Origin of the sequence: Vibrio fortis, assembly GCF_000695685.1 — a bacterium.
GTDB lineage: Bacteria > Pseudomonadota > Gammaproteobacteria > Enterobacterales > Vibrionaceae > Vibrio > Vibrio fortis_A.
In genome coordinates this window covers 135945-151089 of the sequence record NZ_JFFR01000033.1, presented here as the reverse complement: position 1 = coordinate 151089, position 15145 = coordinate 135945, and the positions used below count along the sequence as shown (strand labels likewise).

The 15145-nt window shown below is 47.0% G+C and carries 12 protein-coding genes and 2 pseudogenes; 7 read left to right on the top strand and 7 right to left on the bottom strand.

Annotated elements, in window-relative coordinates; genetic code table 11:
• Positions 1-626: 626 nt before the first annotated feature.
• From VFDL14_RS01165 to uraH, 4 genes are all read right to left on the bottom strand, one after another.
• A complete protein-coding gene (locus VFDL14_RS01165; RefSeq protein ID WP_032553529.1) occupies positions 627-1991 on the bottom strand; it encodes an 8-oxoguanine deaminase in 1365 nt (454 codons plus the stop codon).
• 188 nt (positions 1992-2179) lie between these two features.
• Positions 2180-3607 carry a nucleobase:cation symporter-2 family protein gene (locus tag VFDL14_RS01170; protein ID WP_032553528.1) on the bottom strand — a complete coding sequence of 476 codons (1428 nt, stop codon included), beginning with the start codon at positions 3605-3607 and terminating at the stop codon, positions 2180-2182.
• Positions 3608-3834: 227 nt separating this feature from the next.
• Positions 3835-5178 (bottom strand): NCS2 family permease, encoded by a 1344-nt coding sequence (locus VFDL14_RS01175; RefSeq protein ID WP_032553527.1) that lies wholly within the window; start codon positions 5176-5178, stop codon positions 3835-3837.
• Positions 5179-5373: 195 nt separating this feature from the next.
• On the bottom strand, positions 5374-5727 hold the full coding sequence (uraH, locus tag VFDL14_RS01180) for a hydroxyisourate hydrolase (RefSeq protein ID WP_032553526.1): 354 nt from the start codon (positions 5725-5727) through the stop codon (positions 5374-5376).
• A 397-nt stretch (positions 5728-6124) separates the two neighbouring features.
• Between uraH and puuE the strand changes: the two genes are divergently transcribed.
• The 7 genes and pseudogenes from puuE (at position 6125) to VFDL14_RS01210 (ending at position 11562) form a co-directional block, all read left to right on the top strand.
• Complete coding sequence (gene puuE, locus VFDL14_RS01185; RefSeq protein WP_032553524.1) at positions 6125-7039, top strand: allantoinase PuuE; 915 nt, start codon at positions 6125-6127, stop codon at positions 7037-7039.
• A 77-nt stretch (positions 7040-7116) separates the two neighbouring features.
• The gene (gene uraD, locus VFDL14_RS01190) at positions 7117-7632 is read left to right on the top strand and encodes a 2-oxo-4-hydroxy-4-carboxy-5-ureidoimidazoline decarboxylase (RefSeq protein WP_032553523.1); all 516 of its coding nucleotides are present in this window, start codon (positions 7117-7119) and stop codon (positions 7630-7632) included.
• A gap of 122 nt (positions 7633-7754) precedes the next feature.
• Positions 7755-8741 (top strand): allantoicase, encoded by a 987-nt coding sequence (gene alc, locus VFDL14_RS01195; protein ID WP_032553522.1) that lies wholly within the window; start codon positions 7755-7757, stop codon positions 8739-8741.
• 14 nt (positions 8742-8755) lie between these two features.
• Positions 8756-9316 (top strand): ureidoglycolate lyase, encoded by a 561-nt coding sequence (locus VFDL14_RS01200; protein ID WP_032553521.1) that lies wholly within the window; start codon positions 8756-8758, stop codon positions 9314-9316.
• A gap of 14 nt (positions 9317-9330) precedes the next feature.
• Positions 9331-10273, top strand: a pseudogene (locus VFDL14_RS01205) (urate hydroxylase PuuD); the annotation flags it as partial.
• A 122-nt stretch (positions 10274-10395) separates the two neighbouring features.
• A pseudogene (locus tag VFDL14_RS25140) lies at positions 10396-10662 on the top strand (hypothetical protein); the annotation flags it as partial.
• A gap of 243 nt (positions 10663-10905) precedes the next feature.
• Positions 10906-11562: a hypothetical protein gene (locus VFDL14_RS01210; protein WP_327196346.1), complete on the top strand. Its 657-nt coding sequence runs from the start codon at positions 10906-10908 to the stop codon at positions 11560-11562.
• A 99-nt stretch (positions 11563-11661) separates the two neighbouring features.
• Here VFDL14_RS01210 and VFDL14_RS01215 read toward each other — a convergent pair whose 3' ends face one another.
• The 3 genes from VFDL14_RS01215 to xdhC all read right to left on the bottom strand — a co-directional run bounded on the left by VFDL14_RS01215 (position 11662) and on the right by xdhC (position 15088).
• Positions 11662-12540: an AEC family transporter gene (locus VFDL14_RS01215; RefSeq protein WP_032553518.1), complete on the bottom strand. Its 879-nt coding sequence runs from the start codon at positions 12538-12540 to the stop codon at positions 11662-11664.
• Positions 12541-12815: 275 nt separating this feature from the next.
• Positions 12816-14150: a guanine deaminase gene (gene guaD / locus VFDL14_RS01220; RefSeq protein WP_032553517.1), complete on the bottom strand. Its 1335-nt coding sequence runs from the start codon at positions 14148-14150 to the stop codon at positions 12816-12818.
• A gap of 59 nt (positions 14151-14209) precedes the next feature.
• Positions 14210-15088 (bottom strand): xanthine dehydrogenase accessory protein XdhC, encoded by an 879-nt coding sequence (gene xdhC, locus VFDL14_RS01225; RefSeq protein ID WP_032553516.1) that lies wholly within the window; start codon positions 15086-15088, stop codon positions 14210-14212.
• Between the last annotated feature and the right edge of the window lie 57 nt (positions 15089-15145).

Below are 15145 nucleotides of genomic sequence, written 5' to 3'. Positions count from 1 at the left end.
TTTTCTGTTGTTATTACTTGTAGTAATTATGTGGTTTTTTAATCTCGCTCCTTAATGTGAATATTGTTTTTATAAGAAGCGCTCAATCTATAGCAGATTTATAATGAAAAGTTCTATTTAGATCACATATTTGAATTCATATTGATCGTTTGTTGATCTATTGAATTAAATGATATTTAAGTCATTTGTTCTGCTGTTACCTCTCAGGCTAGGTATATTAAGGATTTGATAGGATTTTATTCTATGCATTTATGCTTTAAGTGATAAATCTATAATTATTTGTATTTTTGTAATTATTACTAAATCTGTTGGTAAATTTTATAAATTTATAATTAGAACGATCGTTTTAAACTTGATCTGTGCCAAATAATGAGTGTGTTATATATTAACAAAACGTTTAATTAGCATCTGTTAAATTAGGTAGGGTTTAATTAGATTATTATTTTATTTCCATTATTAAGACGATAACCATTCAAAAAGATATAAAAGGAGAACGACTGAACACGAGGATATAGCTAGAAAAGAATGAGAAATTAAAGACAGCAGCTGATGATGTTGAAGTAAGGTGTATATGTCCACTGCCCATCACAGCCATGCATTTCGACTGTGATGGACGAAGAGTGACGTTAGTGGTTGTTCATCGCCAGCTTACCAAGCCTCATTGCGGCGGCGTGGTGGCGGTGCATGAGATGTTCCATATCGACACCTATCACTGCGCCATCGTTGACGCGCCATTGTCCGGCTATCATCACTTTGTCTGCTTGTTGGGCACCACACAAAAGCAGTGCGGCTAGTGGATCGTGACTGCCAGAGAAACGAATATCATCAAGCTTGAACATAGCGATATCGGCTTGTTTGCCAACCTCAAGAGTACCGATATCGGTACGGCCCATTGCGCGTGCAGACCCCGATGTTGCCCAGCGAAGTGCATCAAAGTGCGAGACATTGGCAGAACCATACTGCAGCCTTTGCAGATACATCGCCATTCGCACTTCGGCAATCATATTCGAACCATCATTCGAGGCCGAACCATCAACACCGAGACCGACTTTCACCCCAGCGGCTTCAAGGTCGTTGTTCTTACATATGCCTGAAGCAAGCATCATGTTCGATGTTGGGCAATGGCTGATACCAACGCCAGCCGCCCCTAGCCGTTTTATCTCTTCTGGGTTGAAGTGGATACCGTGAGCTAACCAAGTTCGGTCATTGAGCCAGCCCACATCTTCGAGATAATCGACCGGGCGTAAGCCAAACTTCTCAATACAGAAATCTTCTTCATCTAGGGTCTCGCATAGGTGAGTGTGCATCATCACACCTTCACGTTCACTAATTCTAGCAGTCTCCCTCATCAAATCTGTGGTGACCGAGAATGGTGAGCATGGTGCAAGGGCAATTTGAACCATCGCGCCTTCATTCCGCTGGTGGTAGTCACGGATCAAGCGTTGGCTATCGTCGATGATGGTTTGTTCAGTCTGGATGGTGTGCCTTGGAGGTAGTCCTCCTTCATCTTCTCCTAAACTCATTGAACCGCGGGTAAAGATAGCTCGAACACCGAGCTTTTCGGCGGCTTCGACTTGCAGATCAATCGCGTGTTCAAGCCCGTTAGGAAGCAGGTAATGGTGATCGGAAGCCGTGGTGCAGCCAGACATCATCAGCTCGACCAAAGCCAGCTCAGTGGCAAGGCTCATCATTTCAGCATCAAGGTTTGCCCAAACTGGGTACAAACTTTTCAGCCAATGAAAAAGCTCTTTGTTGAGTGCGCCTGGGTAGGCACGAGTAAGGGTTTGATAGAAATGATGGTGGGCGTTAATTAGCCCTGGAGTGACAACATGACGCGAGGCATCAACACTATAGTCGACAGGGATAGTTGGTTCTTGGTGCTTACCTACTAACTCGACAATGGTATTGCCTCTGACGACGAGTCCGCCTTGTGCATCGGTATTTGAACCTGTGTAGATTGCGAGTGGATTCTTAATCCAGATGGTTTCCATTCATAATAGTCCTTAGCCATCTCAGCCTTTTCAGGGAAGAGGGTCTTTGGTTTTGTATTGTTTACGATAAGGGTTTATAAAGCAGCGCGTTTCTTCAACCCACTGCTGTATGCTTCTATAACTGATGTAAGTGTACGTACTTCCCATTAAGTCAGTTAAGCCTGAAATCACTAGCGAATGTAAGGCGTTTAGTTTGCCTTAACTTCTGTTGTTTCAGTTTGTTCTTTTTGCTGTAGTTCTGCGTGCTCTTCCTGATCTAGCATTTCAGTTTGTTCTTGCATCTCTAGCTCTACTTGAGCTTGGCTTTCGGCGAGTGCTTCTTGCTCTTCAGCTCGTGAAGATTTAGGTAGAATCAGATTCAGCAAAACCGTCATGATTGTCCCAGTCGTAATGCCAGAGTGTAGGAAGTTCGCTAAATCATGAGGTAAGTGCTGTAGCAGTCGTGGTTCGAACGTTACCGCAAGTCCAGAAGCCAGACCAACACAGATCACTAATGCGTTTCGTTTGGTGTCTGCAGCTTTTATCAACATACGAATACCCGCGTAAGCAATCATGCCGAACATAACAAAACCCACGCCCCCTAATACTGGTTTAGGGATAGTGACGGCAATGGCAGCGAGTTTCGGAAACAGACCACCGAGGATCAGCAAACCCCCCGTTGCCGCAACCACATAGCGACTGGCAACCCCAGTGATGCCGACGATGCCTACATTCTGGCTGAATGAAGCGAGCGGCATAGCAGTGAGAATCGATGAAAGCGTACTACCAAGCCCATCGCCTAAAAGACCGCGTTTAAGATCTTTGCCGCTGACTTGGGTTTGACAGTTGTTGCCGAGCGCCATGAAGTCACCCGTTGCTTCAGCAATAACCACGATGTACACCAAGCTCATGCTAATGATGGCGCTCATTGAGAATGTGAAGCCGTATTTGAAAGGTTCAGGACCGCCAATCCAAGCAGCAGAGCTAATTTGATCTAGGTTTACCATGCCAAGTGATAGTGCCACGATGTAACCGCCCGCAAGGCCGATAACGATCGCTGAAGCAGCCACTGCGCCTTGACAGTAAACGGAAACGCAAACCACAATGCCCAAAGAGACCAGCGCTAAAAAGAGCTTCGGCAGTGTGGCGAATTGTTCACTGTTGGCGGGCGAGTCTCCGACCCAATTCATGGCAACCGGTAAAATGGTTAGTCCGATAAGAGTAACCACTACACCACTTACCACGGTAGGGAACAGCTTCCTTACCTTATCCATGTAAAAGCTGGCGGCAATGACTACAAAGGAGCCGATTAAGGCTGAGCCCATAATTGCACTTACGCCACCTTCATTACCAATAGATATCGCGACACCGAGAAAGGCGAAGCTGGAGCCCATCACCACAGGTAAGCGAATACCTATTGGGCCAAAACCAAGGCACTGGGCGACCGTGACGATCCCCGATGCCAGTAAGGCCGCGTTAATGAGTGAGACAATTTCTGTGTTGGGCAAACCAATGGATGCGCCAACAATCAGTGGTACTGCAACGATGCCGCCAATAGAGGCTAGCATATGTTGCAGAGCAAGTAGGAGGGTGAGTCCGTGAGGGGGTCTTTCATTTAGGGTATACAGAAGTTTCATTTGATATTCCTCTGCTTGTGTTTAGGTTCACAAGCGAATGACAGTCAAACAATGACTTCTACAAACTGCGTAGGGTCATAAAAAAGGTGCACGGAGGGAGCGTGTCTAAACACGCCGTGGATTCCGCACAGTTAGCTTTCTTAAAAATTGATAGGAACGCTTGGCTTGATTAATAACCAAGCGTTCAAGGTGTATGACTCAATGGTGGTTAATTAATGAACCGAAAATTAGCCAATGAACACCAATTTAGCGATGAAGATAGCCGCTAAGAAGTACATCGAGATAGAGACATCTTTGGTTTTGCCTGTTGCTAGCTTTAATACCGTGTAAGTAATAAAGCCAAGCGCAATACCATTCGCGATTGAGAATGTGAGTGGCATCATTAACGCCGTGATTGCAGCTGGTGCACCGTTGGTGAAATCTTTCCAATCAACGTGTTGCATGCTGCTCATCATTACAAAGGCTACGTATATCAGTGCGCCTGACGTCGCGTAAGCCGGGATCATGCCGGCAAGTGGTGATAGGAAGATCGCAGCTAAGAACAGCGCACCAACCACAATAGCAGAAAGGCCAGTACGAGCACCTGCTGCAACACCAGCAGCACTCTCGACGTAACTGGTTACTGGTGGACAACCCACACAAGCACCGGCAACACTCGAAATACTGTCGGCTTTTAGCGCCTTGCTCAAACCTTCAATTTTTCCCGTTTCAGGGTTGGTTAGATGTGCACGCTCCGCAACACCCATTAATGTACCCGCGGTGTCGAACATGTTTACAAAGAGGAAGGCTAAGATAACGCTGATCATAGAGACATTCAGTGCACCTGCGATGTCCATTGCCATAAAGGTTGGCGCTAAGCTCGGTGGCGCAGCGAAGAAGCCGTTGTATTGCACTAGACCCAGCATCATACCGATAAGCGTTACGCTCAAAATACCAATCAGTACTGCACCAAAGACTTTACGCTCACTCAGTACCGCGATAATAAGGAATGCGATAGCAGCAAGTAGTGCTTCTGGCTTGGTGAAATCACCTAATGAAACCAAAGTTGCTGGGTTTTCGACGACAATACCAGCTGTTTTAAGACCAATTAGACCCAAGAATAGACCAACACCAGCGGTCATGGAGTAGCGTAAACTCTCTGGAATGCTCTCTATGATCCATTGACGAACCTTGTAGAAGCTCATCCCGACAAATAGCACACCAGAGATAAATACCGCCCCAAGCGCTACCTCCCAGCTGTAACCCATTTCACTCACTACGGTGAACGAGAAGAAGGCGTTGAGGCCCATACCCGGTGCAAGGCCCACTGGCCAGTTCGCAAACAGTCCCATTAACAGACAGCCAATCGCTGCACCAATACAGGTTGCGACGAAGACCGCGCCAGAATCCATGCCAGATGCTGCCATGATCTGTGGGTTAACGAAGATAATGTAAGCCATGGTTGCGAAAGTGGTCACGCCACCAACCAATTCATTTTTTACACTGCTTCCGTGGGCCTTAATTTTAAAAAACTTCTCTAAAATTCCGTTATTCGCATCTTGGTTGAGTATTTCAGTTTTACTCTCACTCATGTCAGCAAGTCCTTTTATGTTGTGATCCATGTATTGAATACAGCAAGATTTCAATATTAAGGTTTCATGTGTTTAAGGTGATTTCTCTTTTTTGGGCACGAACAAACCTGACCAAGCTCGCTGACAGAAGTTGTCAGCGAAGGCCTAGCAAAAATTAAGTGCGGCTAAATTTCCTTTATTTGTTATTTCTTGAGGTTAACTTCCGCGATATGTCGAGAAGCTGTAAGGGGATACTAAAAGAGGGACGTGGTAATGCGCATCCGGATCATCGAGTCCGAAGCGAATCACGACATCGTCTAAGAAAGGCACGCCATCAAGTTCGACGCCTTTGCTTTTGTAGTAATCTGCTACATAGAACACCAACTGATACTTGCCTGGGAGGAAGTTGTTACCAGCAAGAATCGGTGCATCGGTTCTACCGTCGGAGTTGGTCAAAACCGTCGCCAATTTTTCAGTTGAGTCTTCATTTACCTTGTAAAGCTCTACCTTGATCTCTGCTCCAGGTAGGCCGTGGGTGGTATCTAAAACGTGTGTTGTTAATCTTCCCATAATCCTTCACGGCGCGTTGACGCGTCCTGTCCTTATTCTGTTTTTCATCTGCGATGTTTATCTGACAAAACGTTTGCTTGCTCACTTTGTCAGCACTAACTATGAACGAACTGTATACAATTAGTAAAGTCAATTGTAGAAAAAATGTTAACTTTAAGTCGGTTTTTTGATGCACCAAGTCTGTGCGTTATCATTAAAAACTTGCACCATGATTATTTAAGTTATTGTTATTAAAAGATTGTGGTTGCTAAATTTAACTTTAATAACGAAATCTTTACATTAAGATAAATTATTGTATACAATGAATGTATGGGGTGAGGTTGCTCGTTGTTTCTAACTCATAGAGGAAAGCTGTGGGTGAGCGACTAAACCAAACACTAATGTTAGGAGTACTTGGATGAATAAGGATTATTCAAGAGATTTGATCGGGTATGGAGCTACCCCTCCAAATCCTCAATGGCCGGGTAATGCGCGTGTCGCGGTCTCCTTTGTATTGAACTACGAAGAAGGCGGTGAACGTTGTCTATTGCACGGTGATGATGAGTCAGAAGCATTTCTCTCAGAGATCCCATCAGCACAACCGATCAAGGGTGAACGTCACATCAGTATGGAATCGATCTACGAGTATGGTAGTCGAGCTGGGGTGTGGCGCGTACTTCGCCTATTTGATGAATATGAAATCCCTTTAACTGTTTTTGCTGTCGCTATGGCGATCGAACGTCATCCAGATGTCGCCAAAGCGATGATGGAAGCGGGCCATGAGATTTGTAGCCACGGCTACCGTTGGATTGACTATCAATACATTGATGAGTCTGAAGAGCGCGACCATATGGTGAAAGCGATAGAGATCATCCAGCAAGTGACAGGCCAGCGTCCACTCGGCTGGTACACAGGCCGAACAGGTCCAAATACGCGTCGACTTGTCGCGGAAGAGGGTGGTTTTTTGTACGACTCTGATGCCTACGATGACGATCTACCATACTGGCATGCCGAGACTGGTCGCCCTCAACTAGTGATCCCTTACACCCTAGATGTGAACGATATGCGCTTTTCGACAGCGCAGGGCTTCAACTCTGGTGAACAGTTTTTCCAATACCTAAAAGACACCTTTGATGCTCTTTATATGGAAGGTGAAACCGCACCGAAAATGATGTCGGTTGGGCTTCACTGCCGATTGGTCGGGCGTCCGGGTCGAATCATGGCACTGAGACGTTTTCTAGATTACGTAAAACAACACGACAGCGTGTGGCTATGTCGTCGTATCGATATTGCCAATCACTGGCATGAACACCATCCGTATAAAGCGGGATAGTGGACTAGGAAAAGCAGTAACAACTCACAACGATAAAAACAACACAAGCAAAGAGAGCAATAGCAAGGAGGCTAACAGTGACAGTATTTCGATCATGCCAACCCACAAAAATGGCTCGCGATGAATTTGTCGCCCATTTTGCCGATGTGTACGAGCACAGCCCTTGGGTGGCAGAAGCCGTGTATGACCAAGGCTTAAATGCAGAAGATGATCATATCGAGAATCTTCATTTGAAGATGGCATCCACGCTTTTGCAAGCCGACCACGGCAAGCAGTTGGCTTTGATCAATGCTCACCCAGACTTAGCCGGTCGAGCAGCAGTAAATGGCGAACTCACAGAGTCGTCTACTAAGGAACAAGCGGGGGCGGGCATCGATAAATGCAGCGCCGAAGAATTTGAAAAATTCACTTCTTACAACAACAGCTACAAAAGTCGCTTCAACTTCCCTTTTATCATGGCTGTAAAGGGAGCCAATCGTTACCAAATTCTTGAGTCGTTCGAGATGCGATTAGGAAATGATAGTGAAACTGAGTTTGCTACGGCGATACAAGAGATCAACAAGATCGCAATGTTTCGTCTCTGGGATATGTAGGTTAACGGAGTTAGCAGCTATTTCAGAACTCGCTTAATGCGTCGGGCGCTGAGCAGTCAGCCACTGAACCTTTAAGTTCTCATTTTATTATTACTTGATTAATTTCATAGGATTACACGGACATGACCCATAAATTTGAACAGTACATAAACCTAGCAGACGAAAAACTCGGTGCGGAAGCGATCTTCGCCACGGACGATTTCTTTGCCGACAAAAGCCGCCTACTCAGCCACGCAGCACCAGTATGGAAAGATGACCTATACGATGACAACGGTAAATGGATGGACGGTTGGGAAAGCCGCCGTAAACGTGGCGAAGGTTATGACTACTGTGTGATTCGCCTTGGTCTAGCAGGCACGATTGCGGGTGTTGATATCGATACTTCATTCTTTACAGGTAACTTCCCGCCTTCTGCATCGATTGATGCATGCTATTCACCACAAGGCGAGCCAACAGACTCTACTGAGTGGCAAGAAATCCTCCCTTCTATTGGTCTGCAAGGCGATCACCATCACCTTGAAGAGATTGAAAGTGACCAAGTATTTACGCACCTGCGTCTAAACATTTATCCAGACGGCGGTGTTGCACGCCTGCGCGTTTACGGTCGCCCGAGCGTTGATTGGGATGCGATTGATGCACAACAGCAAATTGACCTTGCAGCGGTTGAACATGGCGGACGCGCACTGGCATGTAGTGATGAGCACTACGGTAATAAAGCGAACATTCTTGGCCCTGGCCGCGGTGAAAACATGGGTGATGGTTGGGAAACAGCACGTCGTCGTACACCGGGTAACGATTGGGTGATTGTTGCGTTAGGCCACCCGGGCAACATTGAACGTATCGTTGTTGATACTGCGCACTTTAAAGGTAACTTCCCAGACAGTTGTTCAATTCAAGCGGCGTATGTAAAAGGTGGTACCGACGACCAAGTAGAGACGCAAAGTCTATTCTGGCGTGAGCTTCTACCGGCGCAAAAACTGTCTGCCCACAATATTCATGAATTCATTTCCGAGGTGAACGATCTTGGTGCGGTAACACACGTACGTGCCAACATCTTCCCAGATGGCGGTATCAGCCGTTTACGTCTATTTGGTACCAAAGCGAAATAGGTAAGGAAAAGAGTATGAGTAATGGAATACGTCGTTTAGTGATCGAACCGTTAACCAAACAAGCGTTTGCTGAGTTTGGTGATGTTATCGAATCTGATAACAGTGATTTTTTCATGATCAACAATGGGTCAACTCGTCGCTACCACAAGCTTGCGGCAACGGATGTGCAAGACCAAGGTGGAGAAGCCATCATCAGCATCTTCCAAGCCACTCCGCTGAAGTACCCATTGACTATCGAGATGCTAGAGCGTCATCCACTTGGCTCTCAGGCATTCGTTCCATTACTTGGTCAACCCTATTTAATTGTTGTCGCGCCAAAGGGCGAAAATCCGACATTAGCCAGCTGCCGCGCGTTTCTCAGCAACGGCCGCCAAGGAGTGAACTATCACAAAGGTGTGTGGCACCACCCCGTTCTCGCGCTTACCGATCAAGACCAGTTCTTGATCGTGGACAGAGGCGGTGAAGGCCATAACTGTGATGAAGTTTATTTTGATAGCGACCTCGTGGCACTGCACTTGGAAGACCTGCCTACGGACAACAATAAGGAAGAGCAGCGCGTTGAAAATGCGCTGTGATACAGGAGTTTATTATGGATCCGCATATTACAGAATGGTTGAATTTGGCGATTCGCTGGATTCACATGATCGTTGGTGTCGCATGGATCGGCGCATCATTTTACTTTGTTTGGCTTGAAAACAACCTTAATCGAGTCAACCCCAAAACAGGCCTATCTGGTGACTTATGGGCAATTCACGGTGGTGGTATCTATCACCTTGAAAAGTACAAGCTTGCGCCACCAGAGATGCCTGAACACCTTCACTGGTTTAAATGGGAAGCTTACTTCACTTGGATCACAGGTGTGTGTCTACTTGGGGTTGTCTACTACCTTAACGCCGAAATTTACCTGATTGCACCGGGCTCAGGCCTTGATTCGACTACCGCAATCGCGATTGGTATTGGTTCTTTTGTCGCTGGTTGGTTTATTTACGACCTGTTGTGTGACTCTCCATTAGGTAAGACGCCAGTACTGCTTGGTATTGTGTTGTTCGTGCTGTTGGTGGCCGCGACTTACGGCTTGACTCAAGTGTTTAGTGGCCGTGGTGCTTACATCCATGTGGGCGCGATTATCGGTACCATCATGGTGGGTAACGTATTCCGCGTTATCATGCCGGCACAGCGCAACCTAGTGAAAGCGATTGAAGAGAAGCGCGAACCTGATCCAGCACTTCCAGCGAAAGGCTTACTGCGTTCTCGTCACAATAACTACATGACGCTACCAGTGTTGTTCATCATGATCAGTAACCACTTCCCGAGCACGTATGGTTCGGAGTACAACTGGTTGATTCTAGCTGGTTTGGCGGTATTCAGTATATTGGTTCGCCACTACTTTAATACCCGACATGGCAGTCAGAAGTTTGCTTGGACAGTGCCAGTGGCCGCACTCGGTATGATCACGCTTGCGTTCGTGACCTCACCGTACGCGAAAAAGCAGATGACACCGACACCAGTCGCGAAAGCGCCCGTGGTTGAGCAGGTGCAAAACAGTGCAGAAGCTACACCAGTCGTGGAAGAAATTGCGGCAGGAGTTGTGGAATCTGACAATGGCGCTCATGTTCAGCAAACAGCAGCCACCAGTGCGCCAGCATCTTCGGACGCAGGCATTCGCTTTGAGACCATCAACCAAGTCATTCAAGAGCGCTGTTCGGTGTGTCATTCAGCTTCGCCGACTCATGCTGCCTTCGCCGCCGCACCAGCCGGGGTCATCTTGGATACACCTGAAGAGATCAAAGCCAACGTGCCGAGAATCATTGCTCAAACCGTAACAACGAAAGTCATGCCACTTGGAAACCTCACCCAAATGACAGATGACGAACGTACTCTTATCGGTGATTGGGCCGCACAAGGAGCCAAACTTCAATAGCAGCATCCTTTACCTAAGAGCGTGAGTCTTAGGTGAGGCTTGGGGAGAGTTTGGTTATACGGGCACGCGCCAAACTCGTCCCACCCTGTTTCCCCGGTTCCTATACCGGGGCTTTTTGTATGCTTTCCCAAGCGTTGGTTCTTTTTTGAAGGTATTTCCCTTTTTTGACGCGCTGCTTACATTCTTCAAGCAATTGATATTTACTATCGAAACTCTCTTATTCATATAGGCAAGTGTCTAATTATGAAGCATTTCTTTGAAAGTGAGCTGATGCTCTCTAGCTCACTCAACTTTGTTCTATTGTCCGTTGGGCTGACTCTTCTGCTGCATATCCCAATTTGGTGTGGGTTTAATTTGAGCCGACGCAAATGGAAACTGATGGACTATTTATGGCCGTTTCTAGCGGGGATAGGCATGCTTGGCGCTGTCTCAGAGATTCGGGCTAAGGTTGCCGGTGATTGGGTGGAAACCGAACAGACAAGAGCTGTGGTTATTCTGGAGTCTATTCAGCAGTTCTCTCTTGACCGATTGCGTGGTGATGTTTGTTCGGGTCAGCCGTCGGCCAATGATCAAGCCGAATACCATCAAGCCTGTATGTGGTACCTCACAACCGCGAAGACCTTTAAAGATGTTGATTTCTCTCTGCTGCCAAGCGCTTCTACATTAATGGTTCCAGCTCCTGATATTGCGTTACTAGAGAGCGACTCTGTATGGGTGAGTGGGATGCTGAATCAATACGAGAAGCAGAAAAATCAATACATCAAAACAAGGGAGGCGCAGCTTAAACAGCCGATAGAAAGCCTTTTCTGGTATGTGAGTCCTTACTTAGTCTGTTTTGCGATTGCGTTGCGCCTGACTAAAGTGACGGCAGAATTGAAACTCGATAAATCATCACAATAACTTTGCGGTTACAGCCTATTTTGGGCGAAGTGTCACTTGATTAACTTACCCTTCCGATTAGCTCTAGATGAAGTATTACTGCCAATAGCAAAGGTGGCCTCACTCAAACGACAGCGCAAACGTCAGCAATATTGGTAGGGTCACGACACTTAAGAAGTTGCCAAACAGCACCATAGAGGCAACCTTAGGTGGCTCAACGTTGAAGCGTTCAGCAAACAAGTAGTTCATTACCGCTGGTGGCAGCATGGTGAACAGAACCATCATTTGAAGCTGTAGGGTTGGTAGTGGAATAAAGAAGTAGATAATGCCGAAGGCGATGGCTCCGGTGAACAAAGATTGCGCCGTGCATAGCAAACCCACCTTGAGGCCGCTGAGCCTTAGGTTGACCATTTGTGAGCCAAGAGATAGCAGCATGATAGGCACGGCTGCTTGCCCAAGTAGCGATGTCGCTTCGTAAAGCGGATTCCAAACCGCGACGCCAGATAAATTGAGCGTCATTGCTACGGCAGCAGCGAGGAAAATCGGCATCTTGAAGATCTGTTTTAGCGGGTTCCCTTCACTTAACAGCGCCAAACCCAAACTGATATGGATGCAGGCTGAAACCACAAACAGCAGTACTGCTGGCGCCAACGCTGTATCACCAAAGGTATAGGTGAATAGTGGGATCGCAAGGTTACCGCTATTGCGAAACATGTGCGGAGGTGCCCAAGCTTTGAAGTTGAGCTTAAAGATCTTACAGATTGGAATCATTAACACTGCAGGTACTAATACAGCAACTAATGAGGCAGTAATCAGTGGTACTTGTTCAGTATCGAGCGGCATGGTTGCGAGGGATGCAAACACCAGCGCAGGGATACACACGTCCATATTGATGCGGTTGATAGGCTTAAAGTCCGGCTTGAGCCAACGGCCCACGGCAAAGCCAGCAGCAGCGAGCGCAAAAACGGGAAACAGAATGCCAACAACCTGCTCGAACATAGAATTCCTTTTCTAAGTGACGGGTAAATTTAAGGGGGTGCTCAACATGGATTAGGAAGGCTGAGCGACTTGTATAATCGTCTTAAGTTACCAACATAAATCGCTTACGTCGCGGTCATTTAGCACACAGTAGAGATTTAATTATTGTTATTTGATGAGGATGCAAAAAAGACCAGAGGCTGGGGGGCGACTGGTCTTAGAAGGCTAGGCGAATCTGGACGGATTATTAACAACGATTGTCGTTATTGCCTAGCAGGTGTTACTCGCTTTTAAGCCTAACTGACGAGTTTTTTATATTCTTTGAAATTAGCGTCGTACGCCTTTTCACCGTAGATGTATGTCTCGCTGACGGTTCTGTCATCTCCAAGACTCATCAATACAAACAGCTTCTCTTCAAGCTTGGTTGCTTGCTCCATTCTAAAGCGCATTAGCTGAGTCGCGTGCATATCTAGAACCACGAAATCTGCCTCTTTGCCCACTTCTAGGTTACCGATTTTGTCTTCTAGGTGAAGAGAGCGTGCACCACCTAATGTGGCTAAAAATAGTGATTTAGCTGGGTGCAATTTCTTATGTTGAAGCTGCATGATCTTGTACGCTTCACTCATGGTTTGCAGAATAGAGAAGCTAGTACCTGCGCCCACATCGGTACCCATACCAACACGGATTCCGTGCTCTTCCATTTCAGGCAGTCTGAACAGACCTGAACCCAAGAATAGGTTTGAGGTTGGGCAGAAAGCGATAGCAGATTCAGTATCGGCTAAACGCTTACACTCGCAATCAGACAAGTGAATGCCGTGTGCAAAAACTGAGCGTTTGTGCAGCAAGCCATAGTGGTCGTATACATCAAGGTAGCTGTCACGTTCAGGGAATAGAGCCTTCACCCACTCAATCTCTTTCTCGTTCTCTGAAAGGTGAGTGTGCATGTACACATCTGGGTACTCTTCTAACAGTTTGCCTACGGTTGCCAGTTGCTCCGGGGTGCTCGTTGGCGCAAAGCGCGGTGTCACTGCATACAGCAAGCGGCCACGGTTGTGCCATTTGTCGATCAGCTCTTTTGAATCGACATAGCCGGATTCTGGTGTATCGGTTAGGTAATCTGGCGCGTTGCGATCCATCAGCACCTTACCCGCGATCATACGTAGGTTACGTCTCTCAGCTTCTTCAAAGAACACGTTGACCGACTCTTTATGAACGGTGCCGAATACCAACGCTGTTGTGGTACCGTTGCTCGCCAGCTCGTCTAGGAATAGCTTCGCTACTTTGTGTGCGTAAACTGGGTTTTTAAAGCGTTTCTCTTCTGGGAAGGTGTAGTTTTCAAGCCAGTCGAGCAGCTGTTCGCCATAGGATGCAATCATACCGGTTTGCGGATAGTGGATATGAGTATCGATAAATCCTGAGGTGATCAGCTTATCTTTGTACTCTTTGACATCGAGGGTTTTCGGCTGACGAGCAAGCACATCATCGGCATTACCCAAATCAACCACATGGCCATTCTCAACCACTAAAATACCGTCTTCAAAATACTCATATGATTCTTCTAAACCGACATCCTTTGGGTCGGCCACGCTATGAAGAATACTGGCGCGATAAGCTTTGCGTTGCGTTGTCATGTTTACTTCCTTTTAATGCCCTCCAGTCACGTTATGGCGACTGGAGTCTGCGATTTGTGTTAGGCGATTTTCTCTTCCAGAGGGTGTTCGTCTACATCGCTTGTTTGCTTGGGATCGTTACGATCCTCAGTTTGATAATGTTGGGTCGGGCGCTTCTGTTCAAGCGCTTGTCCCTGATAGTGTGCGATTAGTTCACCGGCAACCGATACCGCGATTTCTGCTGGATGTTTTCCATTCACAGAGCTAATACCAATAGGACAAATCATGGTGTTGATCTGCTCTTGGCTATAGCCGCGTTGTTCCAAGCGGAAGTCAAACTTCTTGCGTTTTGTTAGTGAGCCAATCATGCCGAAGTAACGACTGTCTTCGCGGTCAATGATGGCTTTAGCAAGGTCGAAATCGAGCTGGTGGTTGTGGGTCATCACTAGGTAGTAGCTATTTGGTGGCATCTGTTTCACTTCACCGACGGGGTCATCAGTGACGAGCTTTTTAACGCCTTGAGGTAAGGTTTCAGGGAACACTTCTTCGCGTTCATCAATCCACGTTACGCGGAAAGGCAGAGTGGCGACAATGTGCAATAGCGCCTTAGCCACATGGCCTGCACCAAATAGCACCAAATGGTTCTGTTGAGTACCAATCGGCTCGAAGCTCAGAGTAGCCATTCCGCCGCAACATTGGCCAAGACGAGCACCAAGGTTGAAGCGTTCGACTTTGAGGGACTTTTCGCTGGCGATCAGCATCTCGCGCGCCATTTTAGTCGCAACATGTTCAAGGTGGCCGCCGCCAATGGTCGCAATGATGCGATCGCGAGTGACCAGCATTTTTGTTCCGGCATCACGAGGCACAGAACCTCGATCTTCAAGAACCGTCACCATGACACACGGCTCGTAGTTCTCTTCCAGTTTTGCCAGTTCGTGAATCCAATTATCCTTAAACATACTTCCTCCAAAAGCTCCAGCTTGATGCTTCTTACGCCAGTCTAAAGAGCTCCCTGC

Excerpts from the sequence above, each read along its gene's own strand:
- VFDL14_RS01165 (WP_032553529.1), bottom strand. The coding sequence starts at position 1,991 with ATGGAAACCATCTGGATTAAGAATCCACTCGCAATCTACACAGGTTCA.
- VFDL14_RS01170 (WP_032553528.1), bottom strand. The coding sequence starts at position 3,607 with ATGAAACTTCTGTATACCCTAAATGAAAGACCCCCTCACGGACTCACC.
- VFDL14_RS01175 (WP_032553527.1), bottom strand. The coding sequence starts at position 5,178 with ATGAGTGAGAGTAAAACTGAAATACTCAACCAAGATGCGAATAACGGA.
- uraH (WP_032553526.1), bottom strand. The coding sequence starts at position 5,727 with ATGGGAAGATTAACAACACACGTTTTAGATACCACCCACGGCCTACCT.
- puuE (WP_032553524.1), top strand. The coding sequence starts at position 6,125 with ATGAATAAGGATTATTCAAGAGATTTGATCGGGTATGGAGCTACCCCT.
- alc (WP_032553522.1), top strand. The coding sequence starts at position 7,755 with ATGACCCATAAATTTGAACAGTACATAAACCTAGCAGACGAAAAACTC.
- VFDL14_RS01200 (WP_032553521.1), top strand. The coding sequence starts at position 8,756 with ATGAGTAATGGAATACGTCGTTTAGTGATCGAACCGTTAACCAAACAA.
- VFDL14_RS01210 (WP_327196346.1), top strand. The coding sequence starts at position 10,906 with ATGAAGCATTTCTTTGAAAGTGAGCTGATGCTCTCTAGCTCACTCAAC.
- VFDL14_RS01215 (WP_032553518.1), bottom strand. The coding sequence starts at position 12,540 with ATGTTCGAGCAGGTTGTTGGCATTCTGTTTCCCGTTTTTGCGCTCGCT.
- guaD (WP_032553517.1), bottom strand. The coding sequence starts at position 14,150 with ATGACAACGCAACGCAAAGCTTATCGCGCCAGTATTCTTCATAGCGTG.
- xdhC (WP_032553516.1), bottom strand. The coding sequence starts at position 15,088 with ATGTTTAAGGATAATTGGATTCACGAACTGGCAAAACTGGAAGAGAAC.